Here is a 17,142-nt window from a genome sequence, read left to right on the forward strand (position 1 = left end):
TCATTTTAATGCTTTACTTTTCTTAACAGAAACGTGAACATTTAAATCACCGATTTGGCTTGTAAGCGGAAGTGTGATAAAAGAGGATGAGGCATGAAAACTGGATGCCCCTTCATTGATAACAGGAGGCGTCACATCAATGGTGGTGGCTTCTTTTGACAATTCCGTAGCTGTCGTTCCTGCAATCCAATTGCCAAATTCTTGAATCGCACTCCAACTCATGTCATCTAAATGTTGAATATCCATTCCGCCCATCATTGTACCGACAATGGATTTCGCAGTGTCTTCTTTCATCGAACAGATAATTTGTCCTTCTAATTCCCCATTCACTCCTAGAATGACCGATATCTGCTCAGAAGCAATATCGGAGGCTGTAACATACGGAGCATTAACTTCTACACTCATGCCTAAGTGGGAAACCATAATTGATTTAGCTGCCCGTGTGATCGCATTTACATGATTTGCATCCATTTTAGTCTCCTGCCCTTCCCTACCTTTACCATAAGCTATTTGACGAACGTCTCAGATTCAGCCCTTCTGAATTAAGCCATCACTTTATTAATCGCTTCAAGAACCCGATCTGACTGGAAGGGTTTAACAATAAAGTCTTTGGCTCCCATTTGTATTGCTTCAATCACCATAGACTGTTGCCCCATTGCCGAGCACATAATCACCTTTGCCTCTGGGTCTATACCTTTGATTTCTTTTAATGCTTCCAAGCCATCCTTATCAGGCATAGTAATATCCATTGTTACTAAATCTGGATTTGCCTCTTTATATAAGGTAACAGCTTCTTCCCCATTGGCTGCCTCACCAGCAACTTCGAAACCGTTTTTTTCTAATATGTCTTTAATCATCATACGCATAAAAGCTGCATCATCAACAATAAGTACAGATGACATTTCGACACCCCATTTATTAATAATAACTCTACATTCTTTTCTTTCTATGTTCTTCAACAATTATTACGACTGCTTATCATGAAGCACTTTGTCTAAATTCAGTAATGTAAACAAGCGGCGGTCAAGCTTAATCACTCCACGCAGGTATTCTTCTTCCACACTTCCTACCACTTCAGGAGTTGGTTCAATTTTTTCTGCCGGTATATCAATGACATCATTTGCGCTGTCAACTATTAAACCTAGTTCGATATTATCTTTGGAAAGTACGAGAATCCTAGTTGTTTCATCATATTTTTTTTCCTCAATGCCGAAACGTTTTCGTAAATCAATCACTGGTGTAATAATACCGCGTAAGTTCATGACTCCTATGATATAAGGACTTACTTTCGGAATACGAGTTACTGTCTGCATCCGTTCAATAGATTGGACATAGTCTACTTCGATCGCGTATTCCTCATCTTTTAACTGAAACACAATCACTTTTAAATCTTGAGATGCTGTGGTTTCCGTAACTTCCATCTTCACCTCTCCATTCTCTGTTATTTAATTAAAGCATTTGTATCAACAATAAGTGCAACTTGCCCATCACCAAGAATAGTAGCACCCGAAATGGCAAATACATTGGTCAAGTAGCTTCCTAATGATTTTAATACAATGTCGTGCTGTCCAATTAGTGAGTCTACAACAAGGCCTGCCATCTTTTCACCTTTATTAACAAGCACAAGTGAATAATATTCATCATGTTGTCCTGCTTCCTGTACATCAAAGGTATCTTGCAAAAAGATAAGCGGAACGACTTTACCGCGAAAATCAATCACTTTTTGATTATGCGCACTGTATACATCTTCTTTGTTTACAATTGCTGTTTCAACAATCGAAGAAAGTGGTATGGCGTATTTTTCGGTTTGCACTTCCACTAACATGACATCAATAATTGAGAGGGTGAGTGGAAGTTGTATGGAAAAAATTGAACCCTTTCCAAGTTCAGAGTCCACCTCTACAATGCCGCCCAGTGATTCAAATGTGCTGCGTACAACATCTAAGCCAACACCGCGCCCTGAAACGTCTGTTACTTCTTCCGCGGTACTAAATCCAGAAGCAAATAAAAGACTAAAGATTTGCTGGTCGCTCATTTTCTCTATTTCTTCTTCTGTTACTACACCATTTGTCAAGGCTTTTTGGATAACTTTATCTTTATTAATGCCTGCCCCGTCATCTTCGATCTCAATAAACACATTGTTCCCGCTATGGTATGCACGTAGTTCAACTTGCCCTTCTTCTGATTTGCCCAGGTTTCTACGAACTTCAGGCTTTTCAATTCCATGGTCGATTGAATTACGAAGTAGATGCACGAGAGGGTCGCCAATTTCATCGATTATTGTCCGGTCTAATTCTGTCTCTGCTCCATGAATGGTTAAGTTTATTTGTTTTCCTAAGTCTTTAGATAAGCTCCGAACCATGCGCGGAAAGCGATTAAAGACTTGTTCCACCGGCATCATTCGCATGTTTAAAATAATTTCTTGTAAATCCCCCGAAATACGGGACATACGCTCTACTGTTTCATTTAGTTCACTATTGTTAAGCTCACTTGATATTTGTTCAAGACGGCCCCGGTCAATCACTAATTCTTCAAATAGATTCATGAGGACATCTAAACGTTCAATATTAACGCGGATCGTTTTATTTATATCGCTTTTCTTTGGCTGTTGATCACTACTTCCGCTATCTTCAACCTTTTGGTCCGGGGAAGAAGCGGGTTGTTTCTTAGTTGGAACTGACTTTTCTAAAACAGCAGTTTCTGTTGCTGCTGATTCTTGTTGGCCAAGGCCAGCCTTTAATTCGTTTACATTTATTTCTATCATTTGAACATTGTCAATCTCTGATACGTTTCTGATGCTTTGTTCCAACTCAGTTCCCGGTTCTTTTGTTAACAAAGTCACAACAAACTCATTGTCAAAATTCTCTTCTTCTAATTGATCTACAGGTGGGGTAGATTTAATTACTTCTCCCATATTTTCTAAGATTTCAAAAACCATAAATACACGTGCTGCTTTTAACATCGTATTTTCATCTAATTCGATCTTTAGTTGATAGACAGTGAAACCTTGCTCTTGTGACTGGGTAAGAACGGTCATTTCAAATTGATCAAAACCTTCATCTAGTACAGTACCCACTTCAAGCATTGCTTCGGTTTCCGAAGTAGCATTTGCAGTCTGATTAGGAACTTCAGGTACTTCCCCGTTCAAAGCTAATTCTAGCTGCTGGACAGCTTGTTCTATATCTCGTTTACCGTCTCCTCCGCTAGCTATATCTTCAATCATAGCTTCTAGGTCGTCTACAGACCCAAAGACAGCATCCATAACTTTATCGTCTGGTTCAAGCTGTTCATTTCGGATGGCATCTAGCACATTTTCCATCGTATGGGTGAGATGAGAAAGATCCTCATAACCCATTGTCGCAGCCATTCCTTTTAACGTATGAGCAGAGCGAAAAACTTCACTAACCAAAGATAAATTATTCGGCTGATTTTCTAATTCTAGTAAACTGTTATTAATTAGTTGTAGATGTTCTTGACTTTCGTCAATGAAGACATCTAAATATTCTACGTTACTCACTACCCCTTCACCTCATTCAAACCAATTATCATATATTCCCATGAGCTTTTTATCGAGCTCATCACTTGAACTTATTTATGTAAAAATAATAGAAAATAAGTGCATTTTCTCTTCCATACAGTAGAGCATCTCCTAGACTTTTTCATCATACCATATTTATTGGAATATAAGTATATTTTCACACATAATTTTATTTATCCTCTCCTAGTTAACCATACTATAAACCCAATGTTCATGATTCTAAAGACCCACTCCCTTCTTCAACCGTCTTTGGATTTGAGGTTTTTTGCCATATTATTTGGGGAACTCATATAGAAAAAGATAAAAAAGGGGGAGGTCATGATGCGCAGAGGATATAATCCCATGGGAGCGGACAATATTGATAAAGTGGAATATGATGGGCGGACAAAAACACTGTATGTAAAATTACTAAGTGGGAAAACATTTGTACATTACGATGTTACCCACCTTGAACATGTTAGTTTAATTTCAAGTGAATCCCAGGAAGACTACTATCTGACTCATATCTATGATAAATATCGCTCCCGGACGATTGAACCTTAGGCCTTTGTAGTTCTCGCTGCAGTCCATGCTCTACTTCACTAGTATAGCATGTTGATTAAACGTAGAAACACAAAACCCTGTTTCCTTTGGAAACAGGGTTAAGCACATGTTAGACATTTAAGTTAGCTGCACGCGCACAATCTTCAAAGTTACCGGCATGGGTTCCATCACAGAATGGTTTATTATCAGACTCTCCACAACGACAAAGGGCGATCTTACTTTTCGTGTCAAATATATTGCCTTCCATGTCAATAACCTCTACATCTCCATTGACCATTAATGGGCCTTTGTCCATCACTTTAATTTTTACATTACTCATTACACCACCCCTTTGTATAGCATTATTATACTTTATCCGTTCTAGAACATTTTTAATCTTATAAACGGAATTTTCTAAAAATATTGCATAACGCTATAGCCAAAAGCTGAGACAAGTGTTAATGCTTATATCATTATGTTTAAGATTCTTTGTATTCACTCTAGGCAAATGCTTTTACCACAGGCACCAAGGCGACATCCACTTCACCTTCACTAGTTTGATGTCGCCATGTTTACCTTTAAGCGGTCAACCACGATTCATACTCTTGCGTGATTTGGCAGGCTCGCTGTGCAAGCAACTTTTCGCATATTCCGAGCGCTGGATCGCTTTCATGCCCTGGACTAGCCTTACCCTTATGAAAAGATCACGCCGAATCCAAGGAAAATAACGAGAAGTAGAGTAATGGTAAACTGCACCCAATAATAAGTGCTCATACGCCCTTCAAATTCTCCTCGCTTCTTGCTCCCTAAAATTTTCTCCATTAAATAAATTAACCATAATGCCAGAATTCCTTTAATGGTGTAATTGATAGGAAGATCGCCGAGCGTTGTTAAATAGAAAAGAGTATATCCCCCGGAAACAATCATTAAGACATAAAATAATCGAGCAATTTGATGTGAAATGAAATAGCCTTTTTGATTCCCTTTAGATAGCAGTATGTAAGCTATAAAAAAGACAACCACTAAAAGTGACCAAACTGAGCTATGAATGATCGACATTACCGAATTAACTGCATCCATTACATAAGACCTCCTGTTACTGTTTTCTTCCAGTGTACATTATAGTACACGCAGCTCCAAGAAACTATGTTAAACACATAATGTTTGCAAAACAGTCATATTAAAAAATGAGAAGGTGGGAACCCTTATTTCAAAACTCATTTATTAATAGCACTTGCCGCTTCAATCACTTAAAAAAACGACTGTATGAACCAGCCGTTTCATCACTGAGTATTAAAAACCATTAACCAAATCGCCCATTAATATAATCATCTGTCCGATGGTCTGCAGGACGAGTAAACATTTGCGTAGTTAAATCAAATTCAATCACTTCGCCGTTTAAGAAGAATGCAGTTTTATCAGAAATCCGGTGAGCTTGTTGCATATTGTGAGTAACGATAATTAAAGAATATTGCTTTTTTAAATCATGTATTAAGTTTTCTAGCTTTAAGGTTGAAGAAGGGTCCAACGCAGAGGTTGGTTCATCCATTAAAATCACTTCAGGTTCTACAGCCAAGCATCTAGCAATGCACAGTCGCTGTTGCTGTCCTCCGGATAAGCCTAGCGCCGATTCATGCAGTCGCTCTTTTACTTCATCCCAAAGTGCTGCTTCACGTAAACTTTTCTCGACTAGCTCACGTAGCTTTTTTTTGTTTTTAATGCCATGCATGCGTGCTCCAAAGGCCACATTATCAAAAATGGATTTTGGAAATGGATTTGGCTTTTGAAAAACCATGCCCACTGCACTCCGTAGTTCAACCAAGTTCATTTCATGGCTGAAAATATCGGTATTATGATACATCACTTTCCCAGTCGTTTTTACTGTTGGAACAAGCTCTACCATTCGATTCAAGGATTTAAGAAACGTTGATTTCCCGCAACCAGAAGGACCGATAATTGCAGTCACACCATGCTCTGGAATTTGAAATGTTATATTTTTTAAAGCCTGATCGTGGCCGTACCACAAATTCAAATCCTGAACATCAAAGATTGGCCTACTTTTATCATTCAATGTCTGATTAGAATTCACAGGCTGCTTTGTTTGAACCTCTTGTGCCTTTATACTCATAGTTTAAATCCTCCCTATATTTTTACAACTGTTCATTTTTCGTTCGGTAGCGATTACGAATTACGATGGCAGTCAAGTTTAGCAATATCACAAGCAAAATTAAGACAAAAGCCGTGCCGAATGCAATCGGCCGCACTACTTCAGTCTGGTCATGCTGCGTAGCTAAAATATATAAATGATATGGTAGTGCCATAAACTGATCAGTTAAAGAGCTGGGAGCTACCGGTAAAAAATAAGCGGCTCCTGTTAGAATAATCGGAGCTGTTTCTCCAGCAGCACGAGCAAGCCCAAGAATCGAGCCTGTTGCCATCCCTGGTATCGCCGATGGCAGTACCAGTTGGCGAATTGTCTGCCACTTAGTTGCTCCCAAAGCTAATCCCCCTTCACGAAAAGACTGCGGTACACTACGAAGAGCTTCTTCTGTAGCTGTAATTACCCAAGGAAGAACCATAATCGATAATGTAATCGCTGCTGTGAGCAATCCTGTTCCCAATCCAATAAAAGATGCAAAGATGGCAAGACCGAACAGCCCATACACAATTGAAGGCACACCGGCTAAGTTGCGTATGCTCATTCGTATCATCCGCACAAGCGGACCTTGTTTTGCATATTCATTCAAATAGATAGCAGCCCCGATGCCTATAGGGACAGAAATTAAGATAGTTAAAGAAGCTACATAAAATGTCCCTACAATGGCCGGCCAAATCCCGCCGCTTGTCATGTTTTGTTCGGGCCTGGCAGTTAAAAAAGACCAGCTTAAAACACTAGCTCCTTGTATCACAATCCAGTACAAAAGAAAGAGGAGAGCGGCTACGGTTAAAGCTGCAAATAAGGCACATACTGAAAACCAAAATCGTTCGGTAGCTGTTTTATTCATGGCCCATCTTCCTCCTTTGCCTTGCCATTAGAAAATCAGCTGTAAGGTTTACAATAAAGGTAATAACAAAGAGAATAATCGCTGTTACAAACAAGGCGCTATAATGCAAGCTTCCCCACGGCACATCGGAACCTTCGATCGCAATATTTGCGGTCAATGATCGGACTGATTGCAGAAATTCAGGCAGCCACACACCGAAAAATTCAGTGACTGGCATATCAATCGCATTTCCTGCTGCCATAAGCACGGTCATCGTTTCTCCAACTGCCCGCCCAAATCCAAGCATCATTCCAGCAAAAATACCTGACATTGCTGCTGGTAGGGTGACGTTTCGAATTGTTTCCCATCTTGAGGCACCAAGAGCGTAAGCTGCTTCTCTATGCGCGCGCGGCACACTTTTTAAAGCATCTTCAGCGATACTGATGATAGTGGGTAAAGCCATGACGGACAAAATCACCGAAGCCGTAAATGCATTAAGGCCATTTGATAGGTTAAACACTTGAGCTGTGATTGGGGCTATAATTACAAGAGCAATAAAACCTAACACTACAGATGGGAAGATAGCTAATGTTTCTATCACCGGCTTTAATGTCTCTCTTACTCTTCTAGGTGCAATTTCAGCTATAAAAATAGCTGTGAACACCCCCCACGGGATAGCTATAAACAACGCGCCAGTTGTCACCATTAATGAACTCAAAATAAATGGTAGCGCCCCAAATCCTGGATCACTTGAAGAAGGATACCACCTTTGCCCAAACAAAAATTCAGCCAAACCTATCTCACGGATAGCGGGAATAGCTTCACGTACTAAGAAAAAAAGAATAAGAGCAAGAATGATGATTGCAATGGAGCCAAATAACGTGAAAAGACGAGCCATCACATAATCAACAACATTTGATTTAAATGATCTCTGTGTTAATTTTTCTTTAGTAACTTTTTTCAAGTTTTTAATTTCTTCATCGTGCGAAACCGTTTTGTTTGCATGTGAAGACATAACTTTCCTCCCTTTTCTATTAGAAGAAATAACCACAAGAAGCGACTAAGCTCACCCCTTGTGGAAATACTCATACTTTAATAATCTAGGTCAAGCTCTTCATATTTGCTTTCGTTATGTTCTACATCTTCCTCCGTTAAATGATAAAATCCTGTATCCGATAGGACCTCGCTAGCACGTTCATCTTGCGTAATCCATGTTAAATAATGATGGGTTAACTCATCAGGAATACCATTTGTATAAAAATTGAGAGGACGAGCAATCGGATAATCACCTGAATTTACATTCTCTTCGTCAAGAGGGGTATAGTATTCACCGCTTTCATCCTCAGCTACATCAACTGCTTGAATACTGTCATCAAAATAGCCAATTCCAATATAGCCAACCGCGCTTTCCTCCTGAGAAACCGCTTCTTGTATAGCCGATGAGCCTGGCATATACTGAGCTCCACTTGCGAAATCTTCACCGTCCATTATATTTTCGTTAAAATAGACATACGTACCCGAGTTTGATTGACGGGAGTAGACAGAAATATCTCCCCCATCATCCCAACCAAGCTCAGCCCAATCCGTAATATCGCCAACAAAAATTTGTTTTAGTTCATTTATTGTTAATTCATCTACTGGATTCTCCGGGTGAGTTGCTACTCCTAGCCCATCACGACCCACAATAAATCTATAAACCTCTACATCATTTGCTTCTGCCTCTTCAATTTCATCTTCCGCCATAAGCCGGGAAGACTGGGCGATATCGACATCATCATTGATGAGAGCGGATAAGCCCGTGCCTGAACCTCCTCCTGTTACCGAGATGCCTGCATTGTTGTTGATTTCATCCATATACGTTTCAGCAAAAGCCTGACCGAGGTTTACCATTGTATCGGAACCTCGAATTTCCAGTTGGCCAGATGGACCTTCACCAGTTTCAGATAAAGTTCCTTCTTCTTCACCACATGCAGCTGCCGATAAGCATAAGGCACCCATTAATCCAACTAACTTCAAAGATTTAAACTTCATTTTTGCATCCTCCCCCATCTTCTCTCTAATGTATTGTGTGGACCTGATTTGTTCCTCACAAGTTCAAGTATAGGAGGAAATAGTAAATAAAGTGTTTTATCGCGGTAAAAATTATGTAAATATAAATGAAGATTCTGAAAAATCCATTTACATTCTTAACAAATTTATCGTCAGCCCATTACTAAAACCCACTATCTGTTTCTTCAACAAATAGTGGGTTTTTCTTAGTTCCATTTTCTTGTCCAGCCTCTTCTTGCCACATGGACCGGACCGGTAAATTCTTCAGCGGCTTCCGTTCTAAGCTGGCCGTGGTCCCCGGTATGAGGCAAATGCGTAAGCAACAGCTCGTTGGCATTCGCTTTTTCGGCCAACTTTCCGGCTTCTGTGCTGTTCATATGCCCGATGTGGCTTCCATCAGTGCCGGCGTATAAACTACATTCACAAATAAACAAATCAACGTCCTGCCCCGCTTCTGCCAGCTTCTCTATATAGCTAGAATCTGCTGTATAAAAGAAACTGCCTGTTTCGTGTTCGACTTTCATGCCATAGCAGGGAACCGGATGATCCGTTTTAACAAATGTAAAAGTGAAAGGGCCGATTGTAAAAGGCTTTGTATCATCTATCGGAAAATGATCAACAAATCCTTCATAACCCAGAGCTGCAAATGACTCTCTATCTTCATTATGTCCATAAATTGTTAAAGGGCGCTCCTGCCCTTCCCCGTAATGACGAAGAATACGATGATAATGCAGCACTTTAACATCTGCTGCATGATCATGGTGATAATGAGACAAAACTACTGCATCCAATTGGTTTAATTCAGTGTAACGCTGCAGGTTGGAAATAACCCCGCTTCCACAATCAAGTAATAGCCTGAAACCATCGGCTTCTAGTAAATAACCTGAGGTCGCTTCCTTACTTTCAGGAAAACCATGCCAATACCCAACCACGGTTAATTTCATCGAAATCCTCCAATCTGTTCAATTGCTCGTAAACTCTCATTCTATTTGTATCACATTACCCTGCTGTCATGATAGAAAAAACCTCACCTTCCAAAAGGAAAGGTGAGGTTTGTACAAGAGCGCTTATGCTTCTTTAGGATAGACGCTCACTTGTTTTTTGTGTTTACCCTTGCGTTCGAAGCGAACAACACCATCGACTTTAGAGAAGAGCGTGTCATCTCCACCAATGCCTACGTTCTCTCCTGGGTAAATCTTTGTACCGCGCTGGCGTACTAGAATAGAACCGCCAGTTACGCTCTGGCCATCTGCGCGTTTCGCACCAAGGCGCTTGGAGATAGAGTCACGGCCGTTCTTCGTGCTCCCTACCCCTTTTTTCTGGGCGAAAAACTGAAGATCAAGGTTTACCATCATTGTGCTTCACCTCCCTTTTGATCATGAATTTCAATAAATTCATTATAGGACTCGGCAATCGATTGAAGGGAAACGATCATTCCTTCTACCAAAAGCTGAACCTCTTCATGCTTTTTAGCTGCGTTGCTTTCTGGAACCACACAGTGAAGATATCCGCCATCTTCTCCCATGTCTAATTGCAGAGATTCTCCGCAGAGGACATAGACTGAATTGATGGCTCCAAATGCTACTGCCGATGCCCCGGCACAGACAATATCATGGCCGTGGGGGCCAGCATCTGCATGCCCCGTCATCGAGAACGCTTGAATCGCTCCGTTTTTATGACGAGAAATGTTTACATGTATCATAACCGTTCCTCTTATGCATTGATGTTTTCAACAACAACTTTAGTGTACGGCTGACGGTGGCCCATCTTTTTACGATAGCCTTTACGACGCTTAAACTTGTAAACGATGATTTTTTTGTTTTTGCCGTTTTTCGCTACCTTTCCAGTAACTGTTGCTCCTTCAACGTAAGGAGAACCGACTTTTACATCGTCACCGCCAACAAACACGACGTTGTCAAACGTAACTTGGTCATCAGCTTCAGCATCAAGCTTTTCCACGAAGATCTCTTGTCCTTCTTCAACTTTTAGCTGCTTGCCGCCAGTTTCAATAATTGCGTACATATCCTTGCACCTCCTGAATACTTAGACTCGCCAACTCAGGTGCCGTAGCCGGACTTTTTAACCTGAATTTGTGCGGTTGAAGTTTGGTGCTCCAAACAACGAACAAAAAACATTTTAGCACGCGTGCCAACCCCTGTCAATTCTCGTTTACGTTATTAATTAGCCGGCCACTCCCTTCGCACGTTGGGCATATTCGTGACCATGCTGTATGAAGAGGGCTTCTCCTTGCTTTTCTAGTAATCTCCAATAAACCAAAGCTCGTCCAGCCGCCTATTTTAACCGTTAACCGATCTTTATCGACATATTCTTTTAACGTCTCTTCCACTTTATGCCTACTTTTTTCCTCATTCATCTGAATAAAATCAACCACAATCAAACCTGAAAGATTACGCAAGCGCAGCTGTTTTGCCACTTCACGCGCTGCTGCTTGGTTTACTGTTACTGCGGTTTTTTCAGCGTCCCCTTTTATATCCATGCCCCCACTGTTCACGTCAACAACTGTTAACGCTTCCGTTTCTTCGATTTTTATAGTCCCGCCCCTAGAAAGTTCGATATATGGCTTTAAAGCCGCGGTAAATGACTGTTCCAACTGCAACGAATTAAAGGGCGAATGATCCAGCACGGTGAAGTGAGGCAACACCGAAGGATTTTGGGTTAAAAGTGACTTTATTTGTTCAATATCCTCCACTTTATTGGTAACGATTTCTTGTACAGAATGCAAAGGCAGCTCAGCGGCTACAGAAGTTGTAAAAGAGCCCTGGTCATAAATGAGTCCAGGAGCTGAAATCTCGTTGGCTCTTTCTTCTAAGGTTCGCCAACGAGTTCGTAAAAACTCAAGGTCAGAAGATATAAGACTTTTAGGAACTGAAGCAGCTTCCGTCCGGAGAATCATTCCTTCCGCTTCACTTAATTGCTCTTCTCCCCACCTTCGCAGCTGAGAACGTGACTCTTCTGAAATGCGCTTAGAAACTGCCACATAATTTCCCTTTGGCATATAAATGATATATTTACTAGTTAACCCGATGCGAGCACTTAAACGCGGTCCTTTATCAGCTTGAGCTTCTCTTGTAATTTGCACTACAATTTCTTGGCCCTTGTCTAACACAGGAACCGTGCGTACTCCCTCCTCATTATAACAAGCAGGCAACTCTGACAAGTGTAAAAACCCATCTCGTTTCGCCCCAATCTGAATAAACGCAGCGTTTAATTCAGTTGCTACTCTTTTTACGATTCCTTTAAAACAAGCTCCTACTGGAAAAGAAGATCGTTCATCCACGAAAAACTCCAGGACTTCTCCATTTTCCAAAAGAGCGAGGCGAGTGTCTGTACTAGTATGATCTATTACTAACTGCTGACTCATTGCGACCCCTCTTTCATTTAAGTCCTTAAAAGGCCGGGCCAAACACCTTCCACAGCTCCCTATTCCAGTCATGCTCGCGCAAACTTAAATCAAGCAAGTCCTTTTCCTCAAGCTTATAACGGTCAGGCTTGATCCAATAACAGTGCGTCTTGCTTTTTTTTAAACTATATAATAAAGAACGGATGGTGGCGTTCTGGTCTACTATATCAAATTGTATAGGAGCAGAAGGCGGCTTGTCTAATCGTCCCACTAAAAAGCGAATAAAGATATAAGGAATTTTCTTATGTCTTTCCCACCACATAATACTTAAAAAAATAAGAATAGCCCAAAGTTGTAACTGGTGAGTAAAAAATACCGCTGTCATCAGCACAAAGCTAATAAAGAATCCTGCTGAAGTAAATAGATGAACTACCAGTGCTTTTCGGTAAGGCAGCCACCATTCTAATAAAAGTAAGTAGCACCTACTTCCATCTAATGGCCAGAGGGGAAGTAGATTAAAACATAATAATGCTACGTTGTAATAGGTAAATATAGCATGATCTGCAGCGCTCCATAGTGGGGTGCCAACCATTAAAAATGAACAAAAAAACAAACCTATATGCTGAGCTGGGCCGGCCAATACAACGCATAATTCCTCATGAAAGGGCTTCGTCCCCGTTTCATCTGTTTCAAATACACCTCCAAAAGGAAGGAGCTCAATTCTACGTATGCGCCAGCCAAACCAATGGGCAGCTGCCACATGCCCTAATTCATGAACAGTTACAATAGCTACAACCATCAGCACTTCATAAAAAAAGCCTGTGACAGTACCTACCCCCATCACAAGCCAAAACAAAGGATGAATCTTCACCTTTCTAAGCAAAGAGGGCTCAGTCAAAACTCATCACTTCCATTGGATCGACATATTCGTCATCTTTTTCCACAGCCAGTGAATAAACATCGTCCTGATCATTTACTTCCCCAATGGGTTGACCAGCCTCAACATGATCATACAAACGTACGGACTCTTCACTTAAATAACCGTACCATGACTCATGGCCATCTGGATGCTGTATAGCAACCGCCCTGTCCCATTCTTCATGGGTACCGACATGAATAACGAATCCTCCAGTCACCGAATGAACAACGTTATCGTTTATCGGCTGGAGCAGTACGCCCGTCCCATTTTCATCAAATTCTTCTAATACTGAGGTTGAAACATGCTCAGACACAGGCACACTTTCTAATTCTTCTTCAGGGACCCCTGGTGTTTCGGATGGTTCAGGAAAAAATGCCAATGGTGAGCCAAACCTTTCCTCGTACCAATGAGATACTGCCGCGAATTGAAAATGTTCTGTCATTGCTTCTTCAACCGTTGCTTGTGTACTTTGAAGTGCTGGATGTGTTGATTGAAAAAGCATTCCCATTAATAAGAATAGCAAAAGTGATGATAACCATTGCAGGAGAAACCGTTGTTTAAAACGGACTGAATATGAATCTTGATCTGATTCTGCTTCACGCCACGCGTAAAATTCAGGTTCATGAGATGGCATTTCATCATGGTTGGGTTGATACCCCCAGCCACTTGGGGCTTTAACTCTTTTTGTATCGGCTTTTCTACGGCGGTTTTTCAACTCTTTTTTTATTCTGCGACGTTGATCCATCTTCATCCCTCCGTAACAACCATAAGGAAGGTTGTCCTGTTACGAAGATCTGTATGCGGATGAATTCTCACCTATTCCTACAATTATAATTTCCAGTCTTTACTTATCAACTCTTGCCTTCTTGACTGGCCTCAGAAGAGCTAAAATAGAAATGAGTATGGCGACCACAGCCAGGATTAAAAGCAGCTCGGCAATTAAGGCATTGATAGTTTGAACTTAGATAACTTTCAAAAGTCATTAACTGGCCACAATGCCCGCACAGGACAGAGGGCTCATGCTTCCTGCTGGCTGGCCAAGGCTCAAAAGCAGCTACAACTAGCTCCTGATGACATTGATGACACGCATAAAAAACCTCACAACAAATACATTTTAGAGCAACAATATCTAAAGAAGTGGCATAATGCGCACAACGTGATTCTTGGTCAAGGTTCACCCCGCATACTATTTGGCCATGAAGGTTCCTTTCCATCTCTATCTCTCCTTTTTTAATTTCACTCGCTTTTACAGTTTATATTGCCCAACTTTTTTGCTAGGTTAATAATATATTTTCATTGGTAACCGATAAAGCTTCAAATAGCAAGCTTCTCCAACGATAACGTTATTCTACTATAGAAGTTCCCTCTGAGATAAGGCTAGTTGCTAAAAGATTGGTGGTTGATAATGAAGAGCGATAGGAATGCTGCGACATCTGTAGCAAGTTAAATCATATTTTTGCAGCTCACTTATTAATTAAACAGAATATGAACAGGGCATTAAATGTTAAACTAGGAGAGGGGGTAGGAATAGCGAATAGGGCCCCCTTAATACTCGGTAAAGCAATACGAGCCCTTATTAACGGCCAATCATCATTGTGGAAGTAAGTATAAAAGTTGTACTTTATATCTAAACCATATACAACTTGAATTTTTTCTACATTTACTTATTACGGACTCTTCATTAACAAGGGGGAGTACTTGAGACAACAAAGTGAATTCATTTGTGGGAGTTGGCTGCATGACTTGGGATATTTTAAATATGGTTGGGACGATTGCTTTTGCATTAAGTGGTGTTATCGTCGCAATGGAAGAAGATTATGATTTAATGGGTGTATATATTTTAGGGTTTGTGACTGCATTTGGAGGAGGAGCAATCCGAAATTTACTAATCGGGGTTCCTGTCTCGGCCTTATGGGAACAAGGTGATCTATTTACGATTGCTTTTATTGTGATGACGGTTGCTTTTATTATTCCGAGCCTCTGGTATAAACATTGGCAGAAATGGGGCATCTTTTTTGATGCAATTGGATTAGCAGCCTTTGCCGTGCAAGGAGCAATCTTTGCTACAGATATGGGCCACCCGTTCAGCGCGGCAATCGCTGCTGCTGCTTTGACCGGAACGGGTGGAGGTATGGTTCGAGATGTTCTGGCGGGGAGAAGACCAATGTTTTTACGACAAGAGATTTATATTGCCTGGGCCATGTTGGCTGGATTAATTATAGGTCTTGGCATTGTTACATCAACGCTTGGTTATCTAGTGTTGGTAGTTATGATTGTAGCACTTAGAATGGCCTCTGTGTATTTTGGCTGGCGCCTGCCTTATCGCTCACTCAATAAGAAAGAAAAAAAGCGTGAGGCGTAAGCCTATATGCAACATAAAATAAATGTATTCTTATCACTACCTGGCAGGAAAATGTATCAGTTTGAGCCCGCTTTATCCTGCTAGGTTTCTTATTAATAATTTTTAATAAAAAGAAGAGAACCCTTTTATCATTAAGGTCCTCCCCTGTTAGAAACGATCCTCCTTCCCGCTACGTTTTCGCCCTCTTCGCACCCGTGCTTTTTCATATATTAGTGTCATGTCCGTAGTATATTTTCTAAGGTATTCATGATTGTCCGTCTCTTTTGTTTTAGTTTTTAATTCCTCAATTCTCTTTTTTTCTTCTGGTGTATAAAAGTTGTCTACCACTTTTCTCACCACCTTTTTTGATTCGTTAGACCTCACCTTGCTTTTCATTTTGAAAAAACACAAAATTAAAGCGCTTACATTCTCGTCTGCACTATACCATATCTGGACCAAAAACGTAAATTATCTTTACTTCTAGTTGCCAAAAGCGTTCGCTTTATACTATGGTCCTCCTCCTTAGAGGGGGAGCGTGCAAGAACTCAATTTCTGCCTGCATGACAAAACCTCACCCTTTTAGGATGAGGCTTTTTATTTATTCTTATGCTTTTGCTTTTAACCCAATTAACTGTTTTAACTTATCCACGAAGGAGGGACGTTCTTCTAAGTTCATTAGCGGAACAGATTCGCCCAAAATACGTCTGGCAATATTACGGTATGCAAGTCCAGGCTTCGTGTCTGGCTGCATCGCAATCGGCTCTCCTTTTTGGGCGGCTTTTAAAACATGTTCATCGTCCACTACCATTCCAAGTAAATCTATAGCTAATGTAGAAACAACATCATCTACATCAAGGGCATCTTCATAACTGCGGTGTGGGCCTAACACTCGATTTACGACAAGTCGTGGTGATAATAGATCCTCTTGTTCAAGCAAACCAATGATTCGATCAGCATCTCTTACAGCCGAATTATCAGGGGTGGTAACCACAATTGCGGCATCAGCCCCGGCAACTGCATTTTTGTATCCTTGTTCAATTCCAGCAGGACAATCGATTAAAAGATAATCATAATGAGGACGTAACTCTTGAACCAGTGCTTGCATCTGTTCTGGAGTCACCGCTGATTTATCAGTTGTTTGAGCAGCCGGCAACAAATGCAAACATTCAAACCGCTTGTCTTTTACCAATGCTTGTTGTACTTTGCAACGTCCTTCTGCAGCATCAACTAGATCATAAATAATGCGGTTCTCCAGCCCCATTACAACATCAAGGTTCCTAAGCCCAATGTCGGTATCAAGCAAGCAAACGTGCTTTCCCTGCAAGGCAAGAGCTGTACCAATATTGGCAGTTGTGGTTGTTTTTCCAACTCCACCTTTTCCGGATGTGATTACGATAGCTTCTCCCACTGCAAATCCTCCTTCCTGCC

22 protein-coding genes and 1 other annotated feature are annotated in these 17,142 nt (G+C 40.9%); of the genes, 2 read left to right on the forward strand and 20 right to left on the reverse strand.

The window, feature by feature from the left end:
* From D469_RS0101525 to D469_RS0101540, 4 genes are all read right to left on the reverse strand, one after another.
* Positions 1 to 471 carry a chemotaxis protein CheX gene (locus D469_RS0101525; RefSeq protein ID WP_018921593.1) on the reverse strand — a complete coding sequence of 157 codons (471 nt, stop codon included), beginning with the start codon at positions 469 to 471 and terminating at the stop codon, positions 1 to 3.
* Between the two features lie 71 nt (positions 472 to 542).
* On the reverse strand, positions 543 to 902 hold the full coding sequence (locus tag D469_RS0101530; protein WP_018921594.1) for a response regulator: 360 nt from the start codon (positions 900 to 902) through the stop codon (positions 543 to 545).
* Between the two features lie 63 nt (positions 903 to 965).
* The gene (locus D469_RS0101535) at positions 966 to 1,421 is read right to left on the reverse strand and encodes a chemotaxis protein CheW (RefSeq protein ID WP_018921595.1); all 456 of its coding nucleotides are present in this window, start codon (positions 1,419 to 1,421) and stop codon (positions 966 to 968) included.
* A gap of 20 nt (positions 1,422 to 1,441) precedes the next feature.
* Complete coding sequence (locus tag D469_RS0101540; protein WP_018921596.1) at positions 1,442 to 3,517, reverse strand: chemotaxis protein CheA; 2,076 nt, start codon at positions 3,515 to 3,517, stop codon at positions 1,442 to 1,444.
* A gap of 339 nt (positions 3,518 to 3,856) precedes the next feature.
* On the opposite strand from D469_RS0101540, the gene D469_RS0101545 reads away from it, so the two are divergent.
* Positions 3,857 to 4,081: a KTSC domain-containing protein gene (locus D469_RS0101545; RefSeq protein WP_083910690.1), complete on the forward strand. Its 225-nt coding sequence runs from the start codon at positions 3,857 to 3,859 to the stop codon at positions 4,079 to 4,081.
* Between the two features lie 109 nt (positions 4,082 to 4,190).
* Here the strand turns inward: D469_RS0101545 and D469_RS0101550 are convergent, their stop codons facing one another.
* From D469_RS0101550 to D469_RS22735, 14 genes are all read right to left on the reverse strand, one after another.
* Positions 4,191 to 4,400, reverse strand: a complete 210-nt coding sequence (locus D469_RS0101550; protein WP_018921598.1) for a CDGSH iron-sulfur domain-containing protein — start codon at positions 4,398 to 4,400, stop codon at positions 4,191 to 4,193.
* Positions 4,401 to 4,753: 353 nt separating this feature from the next.
* A complete protein-coding gene (locus tag D469_RS0101555; protein ID WP_018921599.1) occupies positions 4,754 to 5,140 on the reverse strand; it encodes a DUF1516 family protein in 387 nt (128 codons plus the stop codon).
* A 223-nt stretch (positions 5,141 to 5,363) separates the two neighbouring features.
* Positions 5,364 to 6,188: a phosphate ABC transporter ATP-binding protein PstB gene (gene pstB / locus D469_RS0101560; RefSeq protein WP_018921600.1), complete on the reverse strand. Its 825-nt coding sequence runs from the start codon at positions 6,186 to 6,188 to the stop codon at positions 5,364 to 5,366.
* Between the two features lie 22 nt (positions 6,189 to 6,210).
* Positions 6,211 to 7,065: a phosphate ABC transporter permease PstA gene (pstA, locus tag D469_RS0101565; protein ID WP_018921601.1), complete on the reverse strand. Its 855-nt coding sequence runs from the start codon at positions 7,063 to 7,065 to the stop codon at positions 6,211 to 6,213.
* Positions 7,058 to 8,059 carry a phosphate ABC transporter permease subunit PstC gene (gene pstC / locus D469_RS0101570; protein WP_018921602.1) on the reverse strand — a complete coding sequence of 334 codons (1,002 nt, stop codon included), beginning with the start codon at positions 8,057 to 8,059 and terminating at the stop codon, positions 7,058 to 7,060. Before pstC ends, pstA begins: the two co-directional genes overlap by 8 nt.
* 77 nt (positions 8,060 to 8,136) lie before the next feature.
* Entirely contained in the window at positions 8,137 to 9,075 is a 939-nt protein-coding gene (locus D469_RS0101575; protein ID WP_018921603.1) for a phosphate ABC transporter substrate-binding protein, read from the reverse strand.
* Between the two features lie 224 nt (positions 9,076 to 9,299).
* Positions 9,300 to 10,037, reverse strand: coding sequence for an MBL fold metallo-hydrolase (locus tag D469_RS0101580; RefSeq protein WP_018921604.1), 738 nt, complete (start codon positions 10,035 to 10,037; stop codon positions 9,300 to 9,302).
* 123 nt (positions 10,038 to 10,160) lie between these two features.
* Entirely contained in the window at positions 10,161 to 10,448 is a 288-nt protein-coding gene (rpmA, locus tag D469_RS0101585; RefSeq protein ID WP_018921605.1) for a 50S ribosomal protein L27, read from the reverse strand.
* Positions 10,445 to 10,795 (reverse strand): ribosomal-processing cysteine protease Prp, encoded by a 351-nt coding sequence (locus tag D469_RS0101590; RefSeq protein ID WP_018921606.1) that lies wholly within the window; start codon positions 10,793 to 10,795, stop codon positions 10,445 to 10,447. Before D469_RS0101590 ends, rpmA begins: the two co-directional genes overlap by 4 nt.
* Before the next feature lie 11 nt (positions 10,796 to 10,806).
* Entirely contained in the window at positions 10,807 to 11,115 is a 309-nt protein-coding gene (gene rplU / locus D469_RS0101595; RefSeq protein ID WP_018921607.1) for a 50S ribosomal protein L21, read from the reverse strand.
* A gap of 13 nt (positions 11,116 to 11,128) precedes the next feature.
* Positions 11,129 to 11,203: a sequence feature (ribosomal protein L21 leader region), on the reverse strand.
* Positions 11,204 to 11,251: 48 nt separating this feature from the next.
* Complete coding sequence (locus tag D469_RS0101600; protein WP_018921608.1) at positions 11,252 to 12,475, reverse strand: Rne/Rng family ribonuclease; 1,224 nt, start codon at positions 12,473 to 12,475, stop codon at positions 11,252 to 11,254.
* Between the two features lie 25 nt (positions 12,476 to 12,500).
* Positions 12,501 to 13,352, reverse strand: coding sequence for a M50 family metallopeptidase (locus D469_RS19405; RefSeq protein ID WP_018921609.1), 852 nt, complete (start codon positions 13,350 to 13,352; stop codon positions 12,501 to 12,503).
* Entirely contained in the window at positions 13,345 to 14,118 is a 774-nt protein-coding gene (locus tag D469_RS19410) for a M23 family metallopeptidase (RefSeq protein WP_018921610.1), read from the reverse strand. The genes D469_RS19405 and D469_RS19410 overlap by 8 nt, the downstream gene beginning before the upstream one ends.
* A gap of 106 nt (positions 14,119 to 14,224) precedes the next feature.
* Entirely contained in the window at positions 14,225 to 14,587 is a 363-nt protein-coding gene (locus D469_RS22735) for a CHY zinc finger protein (RefSeq protein WP_040606406.1), read from the reverse strand.
* Between the two features lie 524 nt (positions 14,588 to 15,111).
* On the opposite strand from D469_RS22735, the gene D469_RS0101620 reads away from it, so the two are divergent.
* Positions 15,112 to 15,735, forward strand: coding sequence for a trimeric intracellular cation channel family protein (locus tag D469_RS0101620; protein WP_018921612.1), 624 nt, complete (start codon positions 15,112 to 15,114; stop codon positions 15,733 to 15,735).
* A 147-nt stretch (positions 15,736 to 15,882) separates the two neighbouring features.
* On the opposite strand, the gene D469_RS0101625 is transcribed toward D469_RS0101620, so the two are convergent.
* Positions 15,883 to 16,062, reverse strand: coding sequence for a hypothetical protein (locus D469_RS0101625; RefSeq protein ID WP_018921613.1), 180 nt, complete (start codon positions 16,060 to 16,062; stop codon positions 15,883 to 15,885).
* 256 nt (positions 16,063 to 16,318) lie between these two features.
* Complete coding sequence (gene minD, locus D469_RS0101630) at positions 16,319 to 17,122, reverse strand: septum site-determining protein MinD (RefSeq protein ID WP_018921614.1); 804 nt, start codon at positions 17,120 to 17,122, stop codon at positions 16,319 to 16,321.
* Positions 17,123 to 17,142 lie beyond the last annotated feature (20 nt).

This window comes from Salsuginibacillus kocurii DSM 18087 (assembly GCF_000377705.1).
In the GTDB taxonomy this organism is placed as follows: domain Bacteria; phylum Bacillota; class Bacilli; order Bacillales; family Marinococcaceae; genus Salsuginibacillus; species Salsuginibacillus kocurii.